Origin of the sequence: Enterobacter cloacae complex sp. ECC445, assembly GCF_021892025.1 — a bacterium.
In the GTDB taxonomy this organism is placed as follows: domain Bacteria; phylum Pseudomonadota; class Gammaproteobacteria; order Enterobacterales; family Enterobacteriaceae; genus Enterobacter; species Enterobacter chengduensis.
Genome location: NZ_JAKLRZ010000011.1, coordinates 146,831 through 166,069, shown reverse-complemented (window position 1 = coordinate 166,069; position 19,239 = coordinate 146,831). Strand labels below are relative to the sequence as shown.

Annotated in this window: 19 protein-coding genes and 1 pseudogene; 8 read left to right on the top strand and 12 right to left on the bottom strand. The window is 51.6% G+C overall.

From position 1 onward, the window contains the following. The first annotated feature begins 159 nt into the window (after positions 1 to 159). From nikA to nikR, 6 genes are read left to right on the top strand one after another with little or no spacing between them, the layout of a single operon-like run. Positions 160 to 1,731, top strand: a complete 1,572-nt coding sequence (gene nikA / locus L6R44_RS12180) for a nickel ABC transporter substrate-binding protein (RefSeq protein ID WP_425340228.1) — start codon at positions 160 to 162, stop codon at positions 1,729 to 1,731. Then, positions 1,731 to 2,675, top strand: a complete 945-nt coding sequence (nikB, locus tag L6R44_RS12175) for a nickel ABC transporter permease subunit NikB (protein ID WP_237424367.1) — start codon at positions 1,731 to 1,733, stop codon at positions 2,673 to 2,675. The genes nikA and nikB overlap by 1 nt, the downstream gene beginning before the upstream one ends. Next, positions 2,672 to 3,505, top strand: coding sequence for a nickel ABC transporter permease subunit NikC (nikC, locus tag L6R44_RS12170; RefSeq protein WP_237424366.1), 834 nt, complete (start codon positions 2,672 to 2,674; stop codon positions 3,503 to 3,505). The genes nikB and nikC overlap by 4 nt, the downstream gene beginning before the upstream one ends. Next, complete coding sequence (gene nikD / locus L6R44_RS12165) at positions 3,505 to 4,269, top strand: nickel import ATP-binding protein NikD (protein ID WP_237424365.1); 765 nt, start codon at positions 3,505 to 3,507, stop codon at positions 4,267 to 4,269. Before nikC ends, nikD begins: the two co-directional genes overlap by 1 nt. Beyond that, positions 4,266 to 5,066, top strand: coding sequence for a nickel import ATP-binding protein NikE (gene nikE / locus L6R44_RS12160; RefSeq protein ID WP_237424364.1), 801 nt, complete (start codon positions 4,266 to 4,268; stop codon positions 5,064 to 5,066). The genes nikD and nikE overlap by 4 nt, the downstream gene beginning before the upstream one ends. Positions 5,067 to 5,077: 11 nt before the next feature. After that, a complete protein-coding gene (gene nikR, locus L6R44_RS12155; RefSeq protein ID WP_237424363.1) occupies positions 5,078 to 5,479 on the top strand; it encodes a nickel-responsive transcriptional regulator NikR in 402 nt (133 codons plus the stop codon). Positions 5,480 to 6,420: 941 nt separating this feature from the next. Here nikR and L6R44_RS12150 read toward each other — a convergent pair. From L6R44_RS12150 to L6R44_RS12135, 4 genes are read right to left on the bottom strand one after another with little or no spacing between them, the layout of a single operon-like run. Further along, entirely contained in the window at positions 6,421 to 7,419 is a 999-nt protein-coding gene (locus L6R44_RS12150) for a transketolase family protein (protein ID WP_237424362.1), read from the bottom strand. Further along, positions 7,419 to 8,264, bottom strand: coding sequence for a transketolase (locus tag L6R44_RS12145; RefSeq protein WP_237424361.1), 846 nt, complete (start codon positions 8,262 to 8,264; stop codon positions 7,419 to 7,421). The genes L6R44_RS12150 and L6R44_RS12145 overlap by 1 nt, the downstream gene beginning before the upstream one ends. 12 nt (positions 8,265 to 8,276) lie before the next feature. Then, positions 8,277 to 9,026: an SDR family NAD(P)-dependent oxidoreductase gene (locus tag L6R44_RS12140; protein WP_089598166.1), complete on the bottom strand. Its 750-nt coding sequence runs from the start codon at positions 9,024 to 9,026 to the stop codon at positions 8,277 to 8,279. 36 nt (positions 9,027 to 9,062) lie between these two features. Then, a complete protein-coding gene (locus L6R44_RS12135) occupies positions 9,063 to 10,394 on the bottom strand; it encodes an MFS transporter (protein ID WP_237424360.1) in 1,332 nt (443 codons plus the stop codon). Positions 10,395 to 10,609: 215 nt separating this feature from the next. On the opposite strand from L6R44_RS12135, the gene L6R44_RS12130 reads away from it, so the two are divergent. Beyond that, a complete protein-coding gene (locus L6R44_RS12130) occupies positions 10,610 to 11,530 on the top strand; it encodes a LysR substrate-binding domain-containing protein (RefSeq protein ID WP_237424359.1) in 921 nt (306 codons plus the stop codon). A 58-nt stretch (positions 11,531 to 11,588) separates the two neighbouring features. Here L6R44_RS12130 and L6R44_RS12125 read toward each other — a convergent pair. Beyond that, a pseudogene (locus L6R44_RS12125) lies at positions 11,589 to 11,771 on the bottom strand (type II toxin-antitoxin system VapC family toxin); the annotation flags it as partial. A gap of 186 nt (positions 11,772 to 11,957) precedes the next feature. Then, positions 11,958 to 12,836: a LysR family transcriptional regulator gene (locus tag L6R44_RS12120; protein ID WP_004120999.1), complete on the bottom strand. Its 879-nt coding sequence runs from the start codon at positions 12,834 to 12,836 to the stop codon at positions 11,958 to 11,960. Between the two features lie 111 nt (positions 12,837 to 12,947). Here L6R44_RS12120 and eamB point away from each other — a divergent pair, with 111 nt between their 5' ends. Further along, complete coding sequence (gene eamB, locus L6R44_RS12115) at positions 12,948 to 13,535, top strand: cysteine/O-acetylserine transporter (RefSeq protein ID WP_237424358.1); 588 nt, start codon at positions 12,948 to 12,950, stop codon at positions 13,533 to 13,535. A gap of 106 nt (positions 13,536 to 13,641) precedes the next feature. Here eamB and L6R44_RS12110 read toward each other — a convergent pair whose 3' ends face one another. The 6 genes from L6R44_RS12110 to L6R44_RS12085 all read right to left on the bottom strand — a co-directional run bounded on the left by L6R44_RS12110 (position 13,642) and on the right by L6R44_RS12085 (position 19,063). Beyond that, a complete protein-coding gene (locus L6R44_RS12110) occupies positions 13,642 to 14,910 on the bottom strand; it encodes a Y-family DNA polymerase (RefSeq protein WP_237424357.1) in 1,269 nt (422 codons plus the stop codon). 2 nt (positions 14,911 to 14,912) lie between these two features. Next, the gene (locus tag L6R44_RS12105) at positions 14,913 to 15,332 is read right to left on the bottom strand and encodes a translesion error-prone DNA polymerase V autoproteolytic subunit (protein WP_237424356.1); all 420 of its coding nucleotides are present in this window, start codon (positions 15,330 to 15,332) and stop codon (positions 14,913 to 14,915) included. Positions 15,333 to 16,426: 1,094 nt separating this feature from the next. Continuing rightward, positions 16,427 to 17,317 carry an SIR2 family protein gene (locus L6R44_RS12100; protein WP_237424355.1) on the bottom strand — a complete coding sequence of 297 codons (891 nt, stop codon included), beginning with the start codon at positions 17,315 to 17,317 and terminating at the stop codon, positions 16,427 to 16,429. Between the two features lie 55 nt (positions 17,318 to 17,372). Next, positions 17,373 to 17,813, bottom strand: coding sequence for a hypothetical protein (locus tag L6R44_RS12095; RefSeq protein WP_237424354.1), 441 nt, complete (start codon positions 17,811 to 17,813; stop codon positions 17,373 to 17,375). Between the two features lie 578 nt (positions 17,814 to 18,391). Continuing rightward, positions 18,392 to 18,694 carry a NadS family protein gene (nadS, locus tag L6R44_RS12090; protein WP_237424353.1) on the bottom strand — a complete coding sequence of 101 codons (303 nt, stop codon included), beginning with the start codon at positions 18,692 to 18,694 and terminating at the stop codon, positions 18,392 to 18,394. A 45-nt stretch (positions 18,695 to 18,739) separates the two neighbouring features. Further along, positions 18,740 to 19,063 (bottom strand): type II toxin-antitoxin system RelE/ParE family toxin, encoded by a 324-nt coding sequence (locus L6R44_RS12085; protein ID WP_117147622.1) that lies wholly within the window; start codon positions 19,061 to 19,063, stop codon positions 18,740 to 18,742. Between the last annotated feature and the right edge of the window lie 176 nt (positions 19,064 to 19,239).

The following is a 19,239-nucleotide window of genomic DNA, read 5'->3' as shown; positions in this document are numbered from 1 at the left end:
CCTGGGGGCAGGTCAGAACCTGCGCTCAATACGTATTCATTATTGTTCCTGAAGCTATCAGATCTTAATGCTATTTGATCTCCCTCAACTGATAAATATGATGAATTTATAAAATCATCATACTCATTGGTTGTATCTATCCTTCATAAGGCTACTACCTTGTCCATACTAAGCCGCTCGTTTGTGGTGCTGTTTACGCTTGCCTCTTTTTTTGCAAATGCCCGCCCCATAACTGAAATTACTACCGCATGGCCGGTTAACGTGGGACCGCTTAATCCCCATCTCTACACGCCAAACCAGATGTTCGCCCAGAGTATGGTTTATGAGCCACTGGTGAAATACCAGGTGGACGGCTCGGTTAAGCCCTGGCTGGCAAAAAGCTGGACTCACTCGGCGGACGGTAAAACCTGGACCTTTACCCTGCGCGACGATGTGACGTTTTCTAACGGTGAAAAATTTGATGCCCATGTCGCAGCGGAGAACTTCCGCGTCGTGCTGGATAATCGCCAGCGTCACGCCTGGCTGGAGCTGGTTAATCAGATCGCTGACGTTAACATAGTCGACGATAGCCGACTGCAAATCACCCTGAAAAGCGCCTATTACCCGTTCCTCCAGGAGCTGGCGCTACCGAGGCCGTTCCGCTTTATCGCGCCCTCGCAGTTTAAAGACAATGAGACCATGCACGGTATTAAAGCGCCGGTTGGCACCGGGCCATGGCTGCTGAAGGAGTCGAAACTTAATCAGTACGATGTGCTGGTGCGAAACGACCGTTACTGGGGTGAAAAGCCGCAGCTTCAGAAGATTACGGTCAAAGTCATCCCGGACCCTACCACCCGCGCCGTCGCCTTTGAAACGGGTGACATTGACCTGCTGTACGGCAATGAGGGGCTACTACCGCTCGACACCTTCGCACGTTTCAGTCAGAACCCGGGATACCGTACTCAGCTTTCCCAGCCCATAGAAACGGTGATGCTGGCACTGAACTCAGCTAAGGCACCGACCAACGAGATACTGGTGCGTGAAGCGCTGAACTATGCGGTCAATAAAAAATCACTGATCGATCACGCCCTGTACGGCACGCAACAGGTTGCCGATACGCTGTTCGCTCCCACCGTTCCCTACGCCAGTATTGGCCTGAAACCGCGCCAGTACGATCCTCAGCAGGCGAAGGCATTACTGGACAAGGCCGGCTGGACGTTACCTGCCGGCAAAGCAATTCGGGAGAAAAATGGTCAGCCGCTGCGCATTGAACTGTCGTTTATTGGCACCGACGCACTGAGTAAATCGATGGCGGAAATCATTCAGGCTGATATGCGCCAGACAGGCGTGGATGTCGTGCTCGTCGGCGAGGAAGAAAGCAGCATTTACGCCCGCCAGCGTGACGGCCGCTTTGGCATGATTTTCAACCGTACCTGGGGGGCGCCATACGACCCTCATGCCTTTATGAGTTCGATGCGCGTGCCGTCGCACGCCGATTTTCAGGCGCAACAGGGGCTGGCCGATAAGAAGTTAATCGATAAAGAGATTGGCAAAGTGCTGCAGACCACTGACGAAACACAGCGTCAGGCACTGTACCGGGACATTCTGACGCGTCTGCATAACGACGCGGTTTATCTGCCCATAAGCTATGTCTCGATGATGGTAGTGGCCAGACCGGAACTGGGTGCGATCCCTTACGCGCCTGTTGCATCTGACATTCCGTTTGAACAGATCACACCGGTGCAACCCTGATGGTACGTTACGCGTTGCGGCGCTTAGCGCTGCTGATCCCGATGATTTTCGCCGCCTCGGTTATTATATTTCTGATGTTACGCATGGGAACCGGCGACCCGGCGCTCGACTACTTGCGCCTGTCTGACCTGCCACCCACGCCGGAGATGGTCGCCTCCACCCGTGTGATGCTGGGGCTGGATCAGCCCCTTGTTATGCAGTACGGCAGCTGGCTGTGGAAGGCACTGAATCTGGATTTTGGTATCTCATTTGCCACCCAGCGCCCGGTGCTGGATGACATACTGAACTTTCTGCCCGCCACGCTACAGCTGGCAGGGGCTGCGCTGGTACTGATCCTGCTCACTTCTGTCCCGCTCGGCATCCAGGCGGCGCGTCACCGCGATCGCCTGCCGGATTTCGTCGTACGCATTATTGCTTTCCTCGGCGTATCGATGCCTAACTTCTGGCTCGCTTTCCTGCTGGTGATGTTTTTCTCTGTTTACCAGCAATGGCTGCCCGCGATGGGTTATGGCGGCTGGCAACACATTCTTCTGCCTGCGGTATCAATCGCTTTTATGTCGCTGGCGATTAACGCCCGTCTGCTGCGCGCAAGCATGCTGGACGTCGCCGGACAGCGCCATGTGACCTGGGCGCGGCTTCGTGGCCTGAACGAGAAGCAAACCGAACGTCGCCATATTTTACGTAACGCCCTGCTGCCGATGATCACCGCCATGGGGATGCATATCGGCGAACTGATTGGCGGCACGATGATTATCGAGAACATCTTTGCCTGGCCCGGCGTGGGCCGCTATGCCGTCTCGGCGATATTTAACCGCGACTACCCGGTGATTCAGTGCTTTACCCTGATGATGGTTATCGTTTTTGTGGTCTGTAACCTGATTGTTGACCTGTTAAGCGCCGCGCTGGATCCGCGTATCCGTCGTCATGAAGGAGCACATCAGTGAGATTTTTCCTCGCTTCACGCTGGTCTGTGCGTATCGCTTTGATCATTATCGTCCTGCTGGCGGTGATTGCGCTCACCAGCCAGTGGTGGCTCCCTTATGATCCGCAGGCTATTGATTTACCGTCACGCCTGCTTGCGCCCGACAGCCAGCACTGGCTGGGTACTGACCATCTGGGGCGCGATATCTTTTCACGTCTGCTGGCGGCAACCCGCGTCTCGCTCGGTTCGGTCATGCTCTGCCTGCTACTGGTACTCACTCTGGGGCTCATTGCAGGCGGCAGTGCGGGTCTTATCGGTGGCCGGGTCGATCAGGCCATCATGCGTGTGGCAGACATGTTTATGACCTTCCCGACCTCAATCCTCTCTTTCTTTATGGTCGGCGTTCTGGGAACCGGACTCACCAATGTGATTATTGCTATCGCTCTCTCACACTGGGCGTGGTATGCGCGCATGGTCAGGAGCATGGTGATGTCGCTGCGTCAGCGTGAGTTCATACTTGCCTCGCGGCTTTCCGGGGCGGGGCATGTCCGGGTGTTTATTGACCATCTGGCCGGTGCGGCGATCCCGTCGCTGCTGGTACTGGCGACGCTGGATATCGGTCACATGATGCTGCACGTCGCCGGAATGTCGTTCCTTGGCCTCGGCGTGACGGCGCCAACTGCTGAATGGGGGGTAATGATTAACGACGCGCGCCAGTATATCTGGACTCAGCCGATGCAGATGTTCTGGCCGGGGCTGGCGCTGTTTATTACCGTGATGGCCTTCAATATGGTGGGTGATGCGCTGCGCGATCGCCTGGATCCTCATCTGGTTACGGAGCATGCCCACTGATGCCACAACAGATTGAACTGCAAAACATGACTTTACGGGCCGGGGGGCCGCTGGTTAATAGCGTCTCTTTAACACTTAAACGCGGACGCGTGCTGGCCCTGGTGGGCAGCAGCGGAAGCGGTAAATCACTGACCTGTGCTGCGGCCCTTGGCGTTCTGCCTCCAGGCGTAAGGCAAACCGCAGGGGTGATCCTCGCCGATGGCCAGCCGGTCACCCCCTGTGAACTACGTGGCATCAAGGTTGCCACCATCATGCAGAACCCGCGCAGCGCCTTTAACCCGCTGCATACCATGGCGACCCACGCACGTGAAACCTGCCGGGCATTGGGCAAACCTGCAGACGATACAACGCTTATCGCCACGCTTGAGGCCGTCGGACTGGAGCATGCAGAACGCATCCTTGAGCTTTACCCGTTTGAGATGAGCGGCGGCATGCTGCAACGGATGATGATTGCCATGACGCTGCTGTGCGATGCACCTTTTATCGTTGCCGATGAGCCCACCACCGATCTGGACGCGGTAGCCCAGGCGCGCATTCTTGATCTGCTGGCAGACATCATGCAAAACCGAGCCCCGGGCATGCTGTTGGTGACACATGATATGGGCGTGGTCGCCCGACTGGCAGATGAAGTGGCAGTGATGGATAACGGCAGAATTGTGGAACAGGGAGATGTCGACACATTGTTCAGTGCGCCACTGCATACCGTTACCCGTAATCTGGTCAGTGCCCATCTCGCCCTGTACGGTATGGAGATGGCATCATGACATTACTCAGCGTATCCGACCTTTCACATCAATATGCCCACTCAGGGCTTCGCGGCAGACATCCGCATCAGGCGGTACTGAAAGCCGTTTCTCTGGAGTTGAAAAGAGGCGAAACCGTTGCCCTGCTGGGACGCAGCGGCTGCGGGAAAAGCACCCTGGCACGCCTGCTTGTGGGGCTCGAATCCCCAACGGAGGGAAGCGTCCATTGGCGGGGTGAGCCGCTCTCGCAACTAAACGGCGCAAAGCAGAAAGCGTTTCGCAGGGAAATCCAGATGGTATTTCAGGATTCAGTCAGCGCGGTAAATCCACGTAAAACTGTGCGTGACATTTTACGGGAGCCCATGCGCCATTTGCTGTCGCTGACGAAAACAGAGCAACTGGCGCGGGCCAGCGAGATACTCCAGGCGGTGGATCTCGACGACAGCGTGCTCGACAAGCGACCACAGCAACTGAGCGGCGGGCAACTTCAGCGCGTCTGTCTGGCGCGCGCGCTGGTCGTGGAGCCGAAGCTCCTGATTCTGGATGAAGCGGTGTCGAACCTCGATCTGGTGCTCCAGGCTGGTGTCATCCGTCTGCTTAAAAAACTGCAACAGCAGTCTGGCACCGCATGTCTGTTTATCACCCACGATTTACGCCTGGTCGAGCGCTTTTGCCACCGGGTAATGGTTATGGAAGAAGGACAAATCGTGGAGACGCAAAGCGTGGGCGAGACATTAACCTTTTCGTCAGACGCCGGACGTGTATTACAAAACGCGGTACTTCCCGCATTTCCCGGGCACCGTCGCGCCATAGTGTGAGGTCAAATCAGATGCAACGTGTCACCATCACCCTCGATGACGATTTACTGGAAACGCTGGACAGCCTGAGCCAGCGCCGTGGCTACAATAACCGCTCCGAAGCCATCCGCGATATTCTGCGCGACGCCCTGGCGCAGGAAACAACGCAGGAACACGATGTTCAGGGTTTTGCGGTGCTGTCTTATGTCTACGAGCATGAGAAACGTGACCTGGCCAGCCGGATTGTCTCCACCCAGCACCATCATCATGATTTGTCTGTCGCCACGCTGCACGTACACATCAACCATGACGACTGCCTGGAAATCACCGTACTGAAGGGTGATATGGGCGAGGTTCAGCACTTTGCCGATGATGTCATCTCCCAGCGCGGTGTGCGCCACGGCCATCTGCAGTGTTTACCTGATATAAAATGAGTTTCAGAATATGTAGTAAAGATTCTGTGGATGAAATAGCCTCAAGGATATTTTCTGTTAAATGGAAACGCCGGGCCCGTTTCTCAGGGAATTTATGGATCGTAAGGTATTAATGTCCGCTAATGGCACAAAGCGGACGTCCATTCTCACGCATGAACATATATGGTATATCTCACACGAATTCTGGCCCTTACCTTGCCTACATGCCTAAGCCAAACCGCTTACCTGAAGGCAGCGCTAGTGGAAAACACTACGCGCTCTGAAGCGCGCCATAGACTCATCGTCCCTGCATGTACTGGAGACCGATGTCGATCTGGTGTCGGCGGTACAGCTCAAAGTGAATGCGCTCATCGCCAGCCAGATCGAAATTCCGTCCTGAAAACAGTGGTGCGTTTTAATCTGAACCTCATCAAAATCCCCCCTCTGGCCCGGACTTAGCCTTGCTGCGAGATTTCATGTGCGAGGAATAGATAGTGGCTTCAGAAGAGCGTTTCTTCTGCTGAGGTAGCCACACGCTTCTCATAAAAACATTGCTAATATTGCGGTGCGTTAACCAACGGGAGCAGGTCACTCAAGCAGGCTCGACTGCCAAAGCGATTTTACAAACCTAAGCCTTAACTGTCGTACCAGACGACGCCATTCAGGGCTACAGTGCAGGATCGTCTCCTGTGGTGGGGTCAGTCCACTGGACTCCAGTATGCGCGAGATATTTATGATGTGGAAAATGAGCCTGCAAGCAGGCTTTTTACTATGATTCTGAATTAGTGGAACAATACTCTGAGTAGGGGGAACCAGGTTCATTAAGCATTAGCGTTGATAATTAACGCTCGCTTATAGCATAGTAGCTTTGAGAGCGTTTCGCTGACCTACCGTCGCAGCCCGGAAGGGGTGGATATGCCCGGAGGCAGTAAAGGGGCGAGCAGATCCTCGCCCCGAAGGAATCAGAGCCTGCGCCTGACCTTCTCCACCATGGCGGCAGTTGAAATCCCGTAGCGGTCATGCAGGGTGGGCAGCGCCCCCGCATCAAGGAATGCGTCCGGCAGTGCGACGGTATCGAAATCCACGTTCACGCGGTTGCGCATTAGCAGCGACGCGACAGCCTCACACAGCCCACCAACACTGCTGTGGTTTTCCGCCACAATGACCAGCCGTCCCGGCTTCGCGGCCTGCGCCAGGATCGTCTCTTCATCCAGCGGCTTAATCGTGGGCGAGTGCAGTACCGCCACGCTGACATTATCCTTACGCAGCTGTTTCGCCGCCTCCAGCGCGCGCATAGTCATCAATCCTGAGGCGATGATCAGCACGTCGCGCCCCTCTTCCAGCAGCGCGGCTTTGCCAATCCTGAACTGATAGTTGTACCGATCCAGCACCACCGGCACCTTGCCGCGCAGCAGGCGCATATAGACCGGGCCAGCGTGCGCCGCCATCGCCGGTACCGCCTGCTCGGTGTCTATCGCGTCACAGGGATCGATAATCGTCATGCCCGGAATACCGCGCATAATCGCAACATCTTCCGTTGCCTGATGGCTCGGCCCGTAGCCGGTGGTCAGTCCTGGCAGCGCCGCGCAGATCTTCACGTTGAGGTGCTCTTCAGCAATCACCTGATGGATAAAATCGTAGGCGCGGCGAGTGGCGAAGACGGCATAGGTGGTGGCGAAAGGAATAAAGCCCTCTTTCGCCATGCCGCCCGCGGCCCCCATCAGCAGTTGCTCAGCCATGCCCATCTGGAAGAAGCGTTCCGGGTAAGCCTGAGCAAAGATATGCAGATCGGTATATTTCGACAGATCCGCCGTCATGCCAACCACCTCCGGGCGCTGTTCCGCCAGTTTTACCAGCGCGTGGCCAAACGGCGCGGCGCGCGTCTCCTGCCCTTCTTCCGCAATAGAGGCAATCATGGCCGACGTGGTCAAACGCGGTTTTTTCTCCGTGGTCTGGCTCATTACTGCACTCCTTCTGGTTTGTTCGCATCCAGCACGGCGAGAGCCTTTTGCCACTCGTCAGCGTCCACGCGAATAAAATGGTTTTTATCTCGCTGTTCGAGGAAAGGCACGCCTTTGCCCATCAGGGTGTCACACAAAATGACGCGCGGCTGGTTTTCCGGGTAGCGTTTGGCGTTGTCAAACGCCGTCACCAGCGCAGGGACATCGTTGCCGTTTACGCGCTGCACGTACCAGCCGAAGGAGGTCCATTTATCTTCCAGTGGCTCAAAGCCGAGGATGGTGTGCGAATTGCCGTCAGCCTGCTGGCGGTTGATATCTACCAGTACGATCAGGTTCGACAGGCCATGGTGCGCCGCAGACATTGCCGCTTCCCAGGTGGACCCTTCGTCAAGCTCACCGTCCGACATGGAGTTGACGACCCATGCCGCGCTCTGCTTGTGCTTCAGCCCCAGCGCCATGCCGACACCAATGCTTAACCCCTGCCCCAGCGAACCGCCGGATATCTCCATGCCCGGCGTGTAGGTCGCCATACCGGACATCGGCAGGCGACTGTCATCCGAACCGTAGGTTTCGAGTTCCTCTTCCGGAATAATTCCCGCTTCGATCAGCGCGGCATAACAGGCAATGGCGTAGTGGCCATGGGAGAGCAGAAAGCGGTCTCGCCCTTCCCACTCCGGCTCGCCCGGTTTGACGTTCATACCGTGGGCAAACGCGGTGGCCAGCACGTCGGCATAGCCCAGCGCCTGACCGATGTAGCCCTGTCCCTGCACTTCGCCCATTCGCAACGCGTAGCGGCGAATGCGCCATGCGGCTGCGGCGACCTGTTGAACTGTCGTATCCGTCATCTTCGTGTCTCCTTAATGGATCAGCATGCCGCCGTTCACGTCGAGCGTGATGCCGGTGGAGTAAGACGAGAGTTCGCTGCCGAGAAACAGCGCGGCGCGGGCAATATCCTGCGCGTCGCCAAGGCGGTTAAGCGGAATGCCCGCCAGGATGGCGGTTTTCATCTCATCGCTGAGCTTGCCTGCGGTGATGTCCGTCTGGATAAGGCCCGGCGTGATGCAGTTTACGCGTACGTTATCCGGTCCCAGCTCGCGAGCCATCGCTTTCGCCAGGCCCAGCACACCGGCTTTAGCGGCGCTGTAATGGGGGCCACCGAAAATACCGCCGCCGCGCTGGGCGGACACCGAAGAGATGCAGACAATGCTGCCCGACTTCTGCGCGCGCATCGTCGGGATTACCGCCTGGGACATCAGCAGCGTACCGCGCAGGCTCACGTCCAGCACCGCATCGTAATTCTCGCGCTTTATCTCCATCAGTTTGATCGGCTGAGTAATACCGGCGTTATTCACCAGAATGTCGATACGCCCGTATTTTCCCAGCACCTGCTCAATGGCGGCGTTGACCTGAAGCTCGTTACTGACGTTTGCCGCAAGGCCCAGATGTTCGTCCCCCAGGCTCGCCGCCGCAGCACGGCTGGCTTCGGCATCTAAATCAATAATTACCACCTTCGCGCCCTGCCCGGCATATAATTTTGCCGTAGCGAAACCCAACCCGCGTACGGAAGCCGCGCCGGTAATAACGGCGACTTTATCTTTCAGAAGCATATCGTTACTCCATTCTTTTAAGAGGGATTTAATTTATTATTTCGGTTCTTCCAGAAGCATAATCAGAACCAAGCCAATCGCTGCACAAATACCGAAATAAATAAAGACAGAATTAAAACTGCCTGTTTTATCCAGCAGATACCCCGCCAGCATCGGTGAAACAAATCCGCCGAGGTTCCCGCCGCTATTGATAATTGACGCGGCAATGGGATAGGTTTTACTGTCTGCAACCGCCATACCGTAAGCCGTAAAAGCAGGCCAGCCGATATTCAGACAGAGGCCGACAAAAAAAAGCCCCACACAAACCGCAACGGTGCTTTGCGGAATATTCAGCATAATGACCATCATTAAGACGGTGCTGACAGCGGTAAACATCATGGTCGGTTTGCGACGACGGCCGAGCAATTTATCGGAGACGTAACCGCCAAAAATGGCCCCGATAAATCCGCCAATGCACGGCATACTGGCGACCAGCCCCATGCTCATAAACGTAAAGCCTTTCTCTTTCACCAGATAGAGCGGGATCCAGGTCAACAGGCCGTACAGCACGCTGACCATCATGAAATAGGCCAGACAATCACCGAGAATATTCTTTGAGGTAAACAGGCCTTTAACCGTGCTTACCGGAGCTAACTCCCGTACGCGGATCAGGCGGTCCAGGCGCGCAAAGCCTGGTGAAATAACGATATTTTCCCGTCTGGCATCCGGTGTCTCCTGACCGGCGGTAATGGTCTCCAGCTCCGCCTTCGAGACGAAAGCACTCTCGGAAGGCTTTGTACGCACCAGCAGATACCACAGGACGGCGATGACCAGACCGGGGATCGCGAAGGAGAAGAATACCCAGCGCCAGCCCCATGTCATGGCGATCCACACCGCCAGCGGCGGTACGAGGATGGGCGCAAACATGGTGGCCGCGATGTAGACGCCCGTGGCGGTGGCCTTCTCCTTTGGCGGAAACCAGTTATTGATGGTGGAGGCCAGTCCGACGGGACACGGCCCTTCCGTCAACCCCAGCCCCAGACGAATGCACTTAAGACCCAGAACAGAGGTCGCCGTGCCCATCAGCCAGGTAAACGCGGAGAAGCCGAATATTGACAGTGCCACCATGCCGCGAATACCCTTTTTGGCGATAAAAAAGCCCGCCGGAATTTGGCTCAGGGCATAACCTAAAAAGAACATACTGGCAATGGCACCGGCTTCGAAATTATTGATATGAAATTCGGCAATGATAAACGGCAATACCGCACCAATATTTGTTCTGTCGGCATAGTTAATGGCATAGACAATAAAAATCAGTGCCAGCACAACGAAACGATAATTGGTCTTTTTAGTGTTTATGTAGGGGACAGCTTGTTCTATACGAGACATATTTTACCTCATCATTCGAACAACATGAGTCGTTTTATTTATATGTTCAACGTCAATATATCGGCTCACGAATGAAACACCATGCAATAAAACTCATTTATTGCTGAGATAAATTTGATTCGCGATACAGCTCAAAAAAATACCATCGGGATAAAATTGCCAGTGGGTAGGCTCAATGTTATGTTTTTTATCAGTAATCACATTAGGAGTAGGCCATGTCCGCGCCAGCCCCCCAGACGTTATCTCTGCCCTCGCTCAGAAATCTGCAGGCTTTCATCGCTGTCGCTAACGCATTGAGCATCCATCAGGCCGCTGAACAGCTCAACGTCACCCCCTCGGCGGTAAGCCATCAGATTGCGTCCCTGGAGTCCTGGATGGGCAAGAAATTGTTCATCCGCAGTGGCAAAGGCGTTCAGCTAACGCCGACGGGAGAAAAATATCTTCGGGAAGTCTCAGCGGCAATGAGCGCCATCGGCCGTGCCACCGATCAGATTGTCAAAGAGAAAGATAACGCCGTGCTTCGCGTGCACTCCTCTCCTACCTTCGGGTTGTCATGGCTGTTGCGTCGTCTGGGTAAGTTTCGCGCCGAGTATCCTGATATCACCATCAATCTAACGTGCTCATATGAAAACCTGCAGTTCGCCAGAGACAATATCGACATTGATATCCGCCACGGCATTCCGGACTGGGATGCCTATCGGGTGATGACCATTAAAAACGACACGCTGGTGGTGCTGGCCTCACCGGAATATGCGGAAAAACATCCCATCGTCGCGCCCGCCGATCTACTACAACAGTCGCTCATCTCCTCCACCAGCACCCTGGTAAACTGGGAAAAATGGTTTGCATGGCACAATATTGACCGACCGTGGCTGAACTTTAGCCTGAGCTTTGACCGCTCCTATATGAGCTTTGAAGCAGCGCGCATGGGGCTGGGGTTTATTCTGGAGAGCAAAATGATGGCAACCGATTATCTGAACGATGGCTCCCTGGTACAAGTGCTGCCGGATAACATGGGAATCGCTATTAATGCACATCATCTGGTAATGCCGCACATGAATGAACGCGCCAGGAAGATCCAGCAGTTCGTCGAGTGGATCGACAAAGAGCTGCAATTATCTGGGTATCATTTGTAATGTCGGGGAGCTGCTGTGCCTGTGACTGCAGGATGATATACATTCTCTTAAATACAGCTTACGTTGTCGACACAGCCCTCGAATACCACCCTGGCACCCGCTCATAGTCCCTCACATTGTTCGTCACCAGCACGACGGCGATAGCGTGACCAGCAATCACCATGTCATTCGGGCCTATCGGCGTTCCCGTGAGGCGTTGCGCGACCCGGATGTCTGTGGAGGCATCAACCGCTGCGCGGTCTCAGGGCAGGATGTCATCGAGGCTGACTCAGAACGCGTTAGCCAGCTCAATGGTATCAAATCAAAAAGCGGCAGGAACGTCAAGGTCTGCTATGAGCGAGGAGCGGAAGTTCGCAATTGCTCCGCCTTTGAGGACGTATTTTTGCTGACGAGCATCAGAACACGTCTACAAAGATGATAAGTGAACCTAACGACCCAGACATTCCCGCATACAGTCAATGAAAATTTTCATCGCCGGGCTTAATGTTCTGCCAGCATGGTGAGCGCAAAGAGCAGTAATTGACAATGAGGGAGTTGAGAAAGGAAGCTCTTTCAGTTCACCGGATTCGAGTTCGCGCAACACGCTAAATCGCGGCAAAAATGAAATGCCAAGATTTCCGGCTACGCATTTTTTTATGCTCTCAATACTCCACAGTTCAATCGTGTTGTCTAATGTGATCTTTCTTTCACGAAGGGTGGATTCGAAAATCTGCCTGAAAACGCACTGAGGCTCATTGATAATGAAGCTTACCGGAATATGCTGTTCAATCTGGGTAAAATCGAAATCAGGGAATTGCGGGGATGCAACAAGTACTAATTCCTGTTGTCCGAAATACTCCATCTGTAATGCTTCATCATGTCCCACACGGTAAAACACGCCCAGATCGGTATTATCGTTAAGCAGCGAATCTCTGATCACATAGCAATTAACAGATTGCAGTGACAAGCGTACCTTCGGCGCTTTTAACCTGAACAGTCTTAAAACCTCGGGCATTTTGTATGCCAGTAATGTCTCTCCAACCATCACTCGCAAGTCACCAGCAACGATCTCTTCACTGGTGGAAATCTGGCGTATTCCTTCCAGTACGCGCGTCAGCTCGCGTACTTGCGGTAAGAGTAATTTTCCAGCCGGTGTGAGCGCCATCCGCCTGCCCACTTTTTCAAAGACTGGGTAAGAGAGTTCCTGTTCAAGCTGTTGAATCTGAAAGGTCACGGTTGACTGAGTGCAGCATAGCTTACGTGCGGCTTGAGCGAAAGATCCCTCTTCAACAATCGTTTTAAACGTAATGAATCGACGCAGATCCATAAAGCTTCCTCAAACGTAAACATCTAAATATTGAAACTGTAACTTTAAAAACATTCGCTTTTTTGAATGTTTTTGCCTGGCTACTATGCTCCGGTAACAAGGAGAAGACAAGTGACACCAACAATCATTAGTGGTTTTTTGACATATACATTGATTACCGCGTTAACACCCGGACCGAATAACATCCTGGCGCTTAGCTCAGTGAATCAATATGGTTTTCGGAATAGCCTTCGTACATTGGCAGGAATGAGTGCAGGTTTTTTGGCGCTTATGCTGGTCTGCGGCGCCTTTACCTTTAGTTTGATCAGCATACTGCCGTCAGCAACCCGCTGGCTGGTGTGGGCTGGTGCTGCGTATATCCTTTGGCTCGCATGGCGCATTGCTAACAGTTCATCAGACAGCTCTGAGAACGCAACTCAACCACTCAGTTTTTGGGTGAGTTTCTGGCTTCAGTTTGCCAACGTTAAAATTATTCTTTATGGCATTACCGCCCTGTCTGCATTTGTTTTGCCGTATACGCAAAATGTTTTATGGGTTACTGCCGTTAGTATCCTACTTGCCATCATAGGTTGCTTAGGGAATATGGTCTGGGCTCTGGCTGGTCATATGTTCCAGTCACTGTTTCACAAACATGGCCGGTTAGTTAATCGCATTCTGGCGCTTTTACTGGTTTATTGCGCTGTCAAGATGTTCTTCTGACAAGTCTGAATGAAGCAAAACTACTGCAAAATTGCCCTCATTAATGGATATATTCGTGCGGACAATGTCCTCTCTTGGCACAAATCGTACCAAGTCATAGCGAAAATCATCGAACCCTTAGCAGATCTGAATATCTTGTCGTATACCGCGGCGACAGCATTTCGCGTTTCATCTGCCAATGCTGCTGTATTCCCTGTCCTGCAAAGTAAAGTGTTCCCTTTCCATCTTTGGCGTTAAGATGATCCAGTACCGTCATTAAACGGTCGCTTCCGGCGCGCGGTGCATTCTCGTCGAACAAATTAAGCTGGGCCACACCCTGGCTGAAGAAGTCCCCGAGCATGATTCCTGCCTTCTGGTACCGATGACCGTCCTTCCAGATTCTGTCCAGGCACTTTACTGCCGCGTTGATAATGTCGCGGGAATCCTGAGTAGGGGTGAGAAGCTTCATGGATGCACTGTTGGCGTAATACGGCTCGTTAAGCGCAAAGGGAGAGGTCTTAACGAACGCCGAGATAAAACGGCAGTACTGGTGTTCACCACGAAGCTTTTCAGCGCCACGGGCCGCATAGCTGCAAATGGCCTGACGCATCTGTTCGTACTCAGTAACGCGTTCGCCGAATGACCGGCTGCAGACGATTTCCTGTTTTGCGGGGGCAAACTCTTCCAGATCAAGGCAGGGTTCGCCGCGCAGCTCACGGACAGTGCGCTCGAGTACCACGTTAAAGTGTTTACGGATAATCCAGGTGCTTTGCTCTGAGAGGTCCAGAGCTGTCTTGATGCCCATAGCATTGAGCTTCTTGCTGATACGTCTGCCGACCCCCCACACATCCTCTACAGGCACGATAGCCAACAACCGACGCTGGCGATCGATATTGGACAAATCAACCACTCCGCCAGTTTGCCGCTGCCATTTCTTCGCGGCGTGGTTAGCCAGCTTCGCCAGTGTCTTTGTCTGAGCTATCCCAACACCGACAGTCAAATGAGTTCGCTTCAGAACAGTAGCGCGAATTTCTTTACCAAAGTCAGTCAGGTCCCGGCAGTTACGCACTCCTGTCAGGTCGCAAAAAGCTTCATCGATACTGTAAATTTCGACGCGAGGGCTCATTTCCTCCAGCGTGGTCATCACCCGGTTCGACATGTCGGCGTAGAGCTCATAATTACTGCTGAAGCACACAACCCCGGCGCGCCGGAACAGGTCCTTTTGCTTAAAAAACGGATCCCCCATGGTAATTCCGGCTGCTTTCGCCTCAGCGCTGCGTGCAATGACACACCCATCGTTATTTGAGAGCACCACGACCGGCCGCCCCCTCAAATCAGGACGAAACACCGTCTCGCATGATGCGTAGAAAGAATTCACATCACAGAGCGCAAACATATTCAGCTCGCAGATTTAACGATGAAAGTCACGACGCCGAACACATCAAGCGTGTCCTCGCTGCCGACGATAATCGGCGAATAAGCGCTGTTCATCGGATTGAGTTGAACGGTCGGGCGGAGCTGCAGACATTTGACTGTGAACTCCCCTTCTACTGCGGCGATTACGATATCCCCGTGTTCAGCATTTCGGGAGCTATCCACCACCAGCAGATCCCCGTCGCTAATCCCGGCCTCAATCATCGAGTCGCCCGCAGCTTTAACGAAATACGTTGAGCTCGGGTGTGACACCAGTAACTCATTCAGATCGATGCGCTGTTCGACGTAGTCAGCCGCTGGGCTGGGAAAACCACACTGGACTAAGTCGCTGAAAAGTGGGAGCGCGATAATTTCTCGCAGTTCTGCAGGCCTGATAAACTCCATTACGCGTACCTCAAATACTGTTTTTATATACAGTAGTTTTGTTTTTAAGGGTTCGCAATACACCGGATTCCTTATGGCTGTACAAAACTTCACCGCTTCGTTTCTAAGTTTCTCTCCCGATTCGATTTGTGGCTTTTGTAAATTTTACAATACTGGGTCTAAATGAGCAGAATTAAGACGACTTTGAAGCGGGAAAATACACTTTTATCAGTGACAGTTTTGAGTTTCGACATCCTGTCAACTGCCAGAACAGCATAAATGCTTCAGGCAGCGTTAACGGAGGTGGCTCACTAAAAGCCGCAACTCCATCGAAAGTATGGGCCTCCAGCGATACGCAGAACGCGCACATGTGGTTTTACGGTGCCGGAGAGAATGCATCACGCTGGGTTATCTATGCTGGCAAGGATGGCTCAATGCGCCTGAGACCTGATAACAACGATAATGGTGGGGCGAATGGCTATAGCTTCTGATCTGCCCCCCCTAGATTGACACAGTATAGAGTTAGAACATCAGCTTCTGGCACCAAGCGGATGGACATATGTGGAATGTTCACTATAAGTGGGATGAGGGAAAAGTTGATGCTGCGCAACATATCATCCCATCATGATTGAAAGGTAACGATACCAGGCGTATCAAAAGAGACGGCAACATTGCCATTCTTTAAGGAAACAGAAATATGGCGGACAGAAGACCACTTAATCCAGGCGTTGTTGTTCCTAAACCCGGCGGTGGAACGCAGCCCCGTGATCGTAACAATGATGGTAGAGTTCGAGAAAAACGCTCGGATGCTGGGAAGCCACGCAAATAATGACAAGCCGCCTCAGGGCGGCTTAATCCGCCATACCGTGTTCTCTAACCGGTGCCTGTCGCACCAGTAGATTCTGAACGTTTTGAGATAACAACGCCTAACTTTGCAGATACGCATCGTCAGTTCAGTAATGAGCGTCCAGAAAACTTTCATAATTAGGTCGCCATGAATGTCGCTAACAGCGCCGTGTGTCAATCAACGGAGAACAGGTCAGACGCTCTATGTTATTTTTGCTATAATAAGTGAATATTTCATTATTTAGTTCCTTTCAATACAATACGTTTAGTCAGTTTTCTATATCTCGATTGAGGTTAGTACTTATTTTCTTTATAGCAGACCAATACATACCCTCGAAGTTATCATCAATCACATCAATTGTAATAACCTCAACACCGAATGCCTCAAGTAGTCCTTTTTTTTCATCACTGATGGCATGAGTGTAAAAATATATTTTGTTATTAATTGTTGTTTCAGATGAAAAACGGGCTCGCTTATTTAGCAACCACCATATGTCAGTCTCGCTATAATCTAATGAAAAGCCGATAATGTGTACATTACTTGAGAAAAATAGATCCACCCATGATGTGTGACAAAATGAAGCATCTCTAAGTTTTTCTAACATGGGTTTAACAGAAACTTCAGCACCATTAATTTTATGTGAGTAGTTGCCTTTAACATAGGCATCGATTTTGCTCACTGAACCACAATAATGATCTAAACCAAGCATAATAGATTTGGGGTTGTCTATTTCACCATGTATGTTCCACAGAAATTTTGTATTATTCTGTGATTCATACATTCGTTTTCTTCTCAAGCTATAAATATCCTCTGAACTTAGTTTCACTGGCGAAATATCAAGCGCCTTTTCTAAGGCGTAATCATAATTAGTAGTAAGATAATGCTTAAAAGGTAGCGATGCTAACTCCTCAAGAACATCATTTGATCCTTGCTCTCGTAGTTCGTTAGCTATAACATTTTTTATTTCAAGCTCATCTTTTTTTTCGCTTCTATCTGCCACATGTTTTTCTAGATAGATTCGCTCATACACCATAGTGTTTGGCAACTGCCCGCTTTCGAACTTATTGATACCTTTAATGTTATCGAGTAAATTACTCCAGGTGACGTGATTTTCAGAAAGTCTGTTTATTCCATTACCAAAAAAAAGAGTGTTTGTCATATGTATCATTTGATTTTAACTCGTAAAATATATTGTTGATTTTTTGTGCTAAAAATCATTCACGATCATTGTTGCTCATTTGTAGAGTGAAGAGATCTAGTGCTCGTTCGTAATTAATTTTATGTTTTCCGTGTGGTGTCGCCTCGATGAACATCCGCATCTCCTGAGGAGAGAACGAGAATTTCCTCGGCAGTTTAAGCTTTCTTTTTACTGTTCCATCCGCAGAATTACACTGACCACAAATTAGTGTTTCAGGAAACCGAGGCTCTCCTAAGTTCATGTAATCATTAGAATGGTCATGATGTTTGTGCAATGCAGCAACCCAATCCATAAAGGCGTCAGGCGTATTCGGGAACCGGAGGGTCCATCTCATGATCTGAAATTTGCTGCGTCCACATCCTGGGCAGATCCAAGAGTCTCCCGTTGCTTTCCAGAGTTTATGATAATGGAGTCCTGTGTGGTTCAGATATTCTTCATATGTAGGCGTTTTTTTCATGAAAATTTCACGTGCTCCACTCTACGGCCCTTCTGCAGTTAGGGTGCTACTCAGGATGGCTTAATCTGTATCAATAACCCACATGTGAAAACAATTATGACGACTCCAGAACCGTCCTAATTTATCATCTATTATGGCTTTACACTCGATGACATCGAGCAAGACGGGCCTCTTTGCTACCAATTGAAAGCCAGAAGACTATAAATTTCGGCTCTTTGCGGGCAAGGATTTGTCCCTGGTTAACGATACGCATCCTACTAGTCAGTGGGTTTTTCACATAGATAGCGAATAGGTATAGCAAAATTTTATCTCGGTTTCACTATAGCTATACAAATCGACCACTGAAACGATCGCGTCTGTATTGGACGCCCTTGCAAAGGCAGTTTCCCTTTCCCACAACCAAACCGCTTGCCTGGAGCCAGGGCTGGTGGAAGACACGACGTGCTCTGAACCGGTATGATTCTGAAGCGCGTTACAGACGCATCACTTCATGCATATCTGCTCTTAGTAAAGCAACCTATGTTTCCATCTGAAAAAAATCGGTGTGCACATGCCTGAATGATTCGCTACCGAAAAATTCAAACGCGAATACCACGAAGGACATTAAGGAGCGCAGGCTCACGCTCAATAAGCCACAGCATTTTTAATGCAATACCCGAAGGTACGCGCCGCTGTTGTTCCCAGCTACGAACCAAATCGACACTGGTGCCCACAACCTCAGCAAATTCTGCCTGCTTCATTCCCGCATGTTTGCGGATGGCCTTCACGTCCGGCAGGGGGTGACGGTGAACATTTTCAGCTGCAGGCTGGATCTGGCCGCTTTCTATGGCCACCATTTCCTCCATGCTGTTGATCAAGGCGTCAAAAAGTTTCTTTTCCATAAATTTACCCTCGTTACGGAGAGGCCTGCCATCGCAGAGTTACGACTATTTCAGTTGCTGCGTTAGTGCCTTCATCGCAGCTTTTTCATTCTCGCTAAGATCGTCTTTAGCGTTCTTTGAATATATCAGCAACAGGTATAACCTGCCGCTGGCAAGGCGAAGGTAGTAAATAACCCTTACCCCACCCCGCTTGCCCATTCCCGGGCGACTCCAGCGTATCTTTCTGCATCCCCCGGTATGACTGATTGTGTCTCCACGCTCATGAGCTTCCAGCAAATATGTCTGCAACTCCCGGAATTCATCATCATCCATGAGATCCTTACGCAACATACTGAAAGCGCTGGTTTCGATAAACTCCAGATAGTTCATCCCACAGGCTCCTTATGTTTTCTGAAGATAGAATACTCGTACTACGTACTACAAGCAATATGCTTTTAGTACCCTGTACGAAAAGAATCTGCCATAAGGTGTTGTCTAACCGGTGCCTGTCGCACCAGGAGCCTCTGAACGTCTTGAGATAACAACACTTAACTTTGCAGATACGT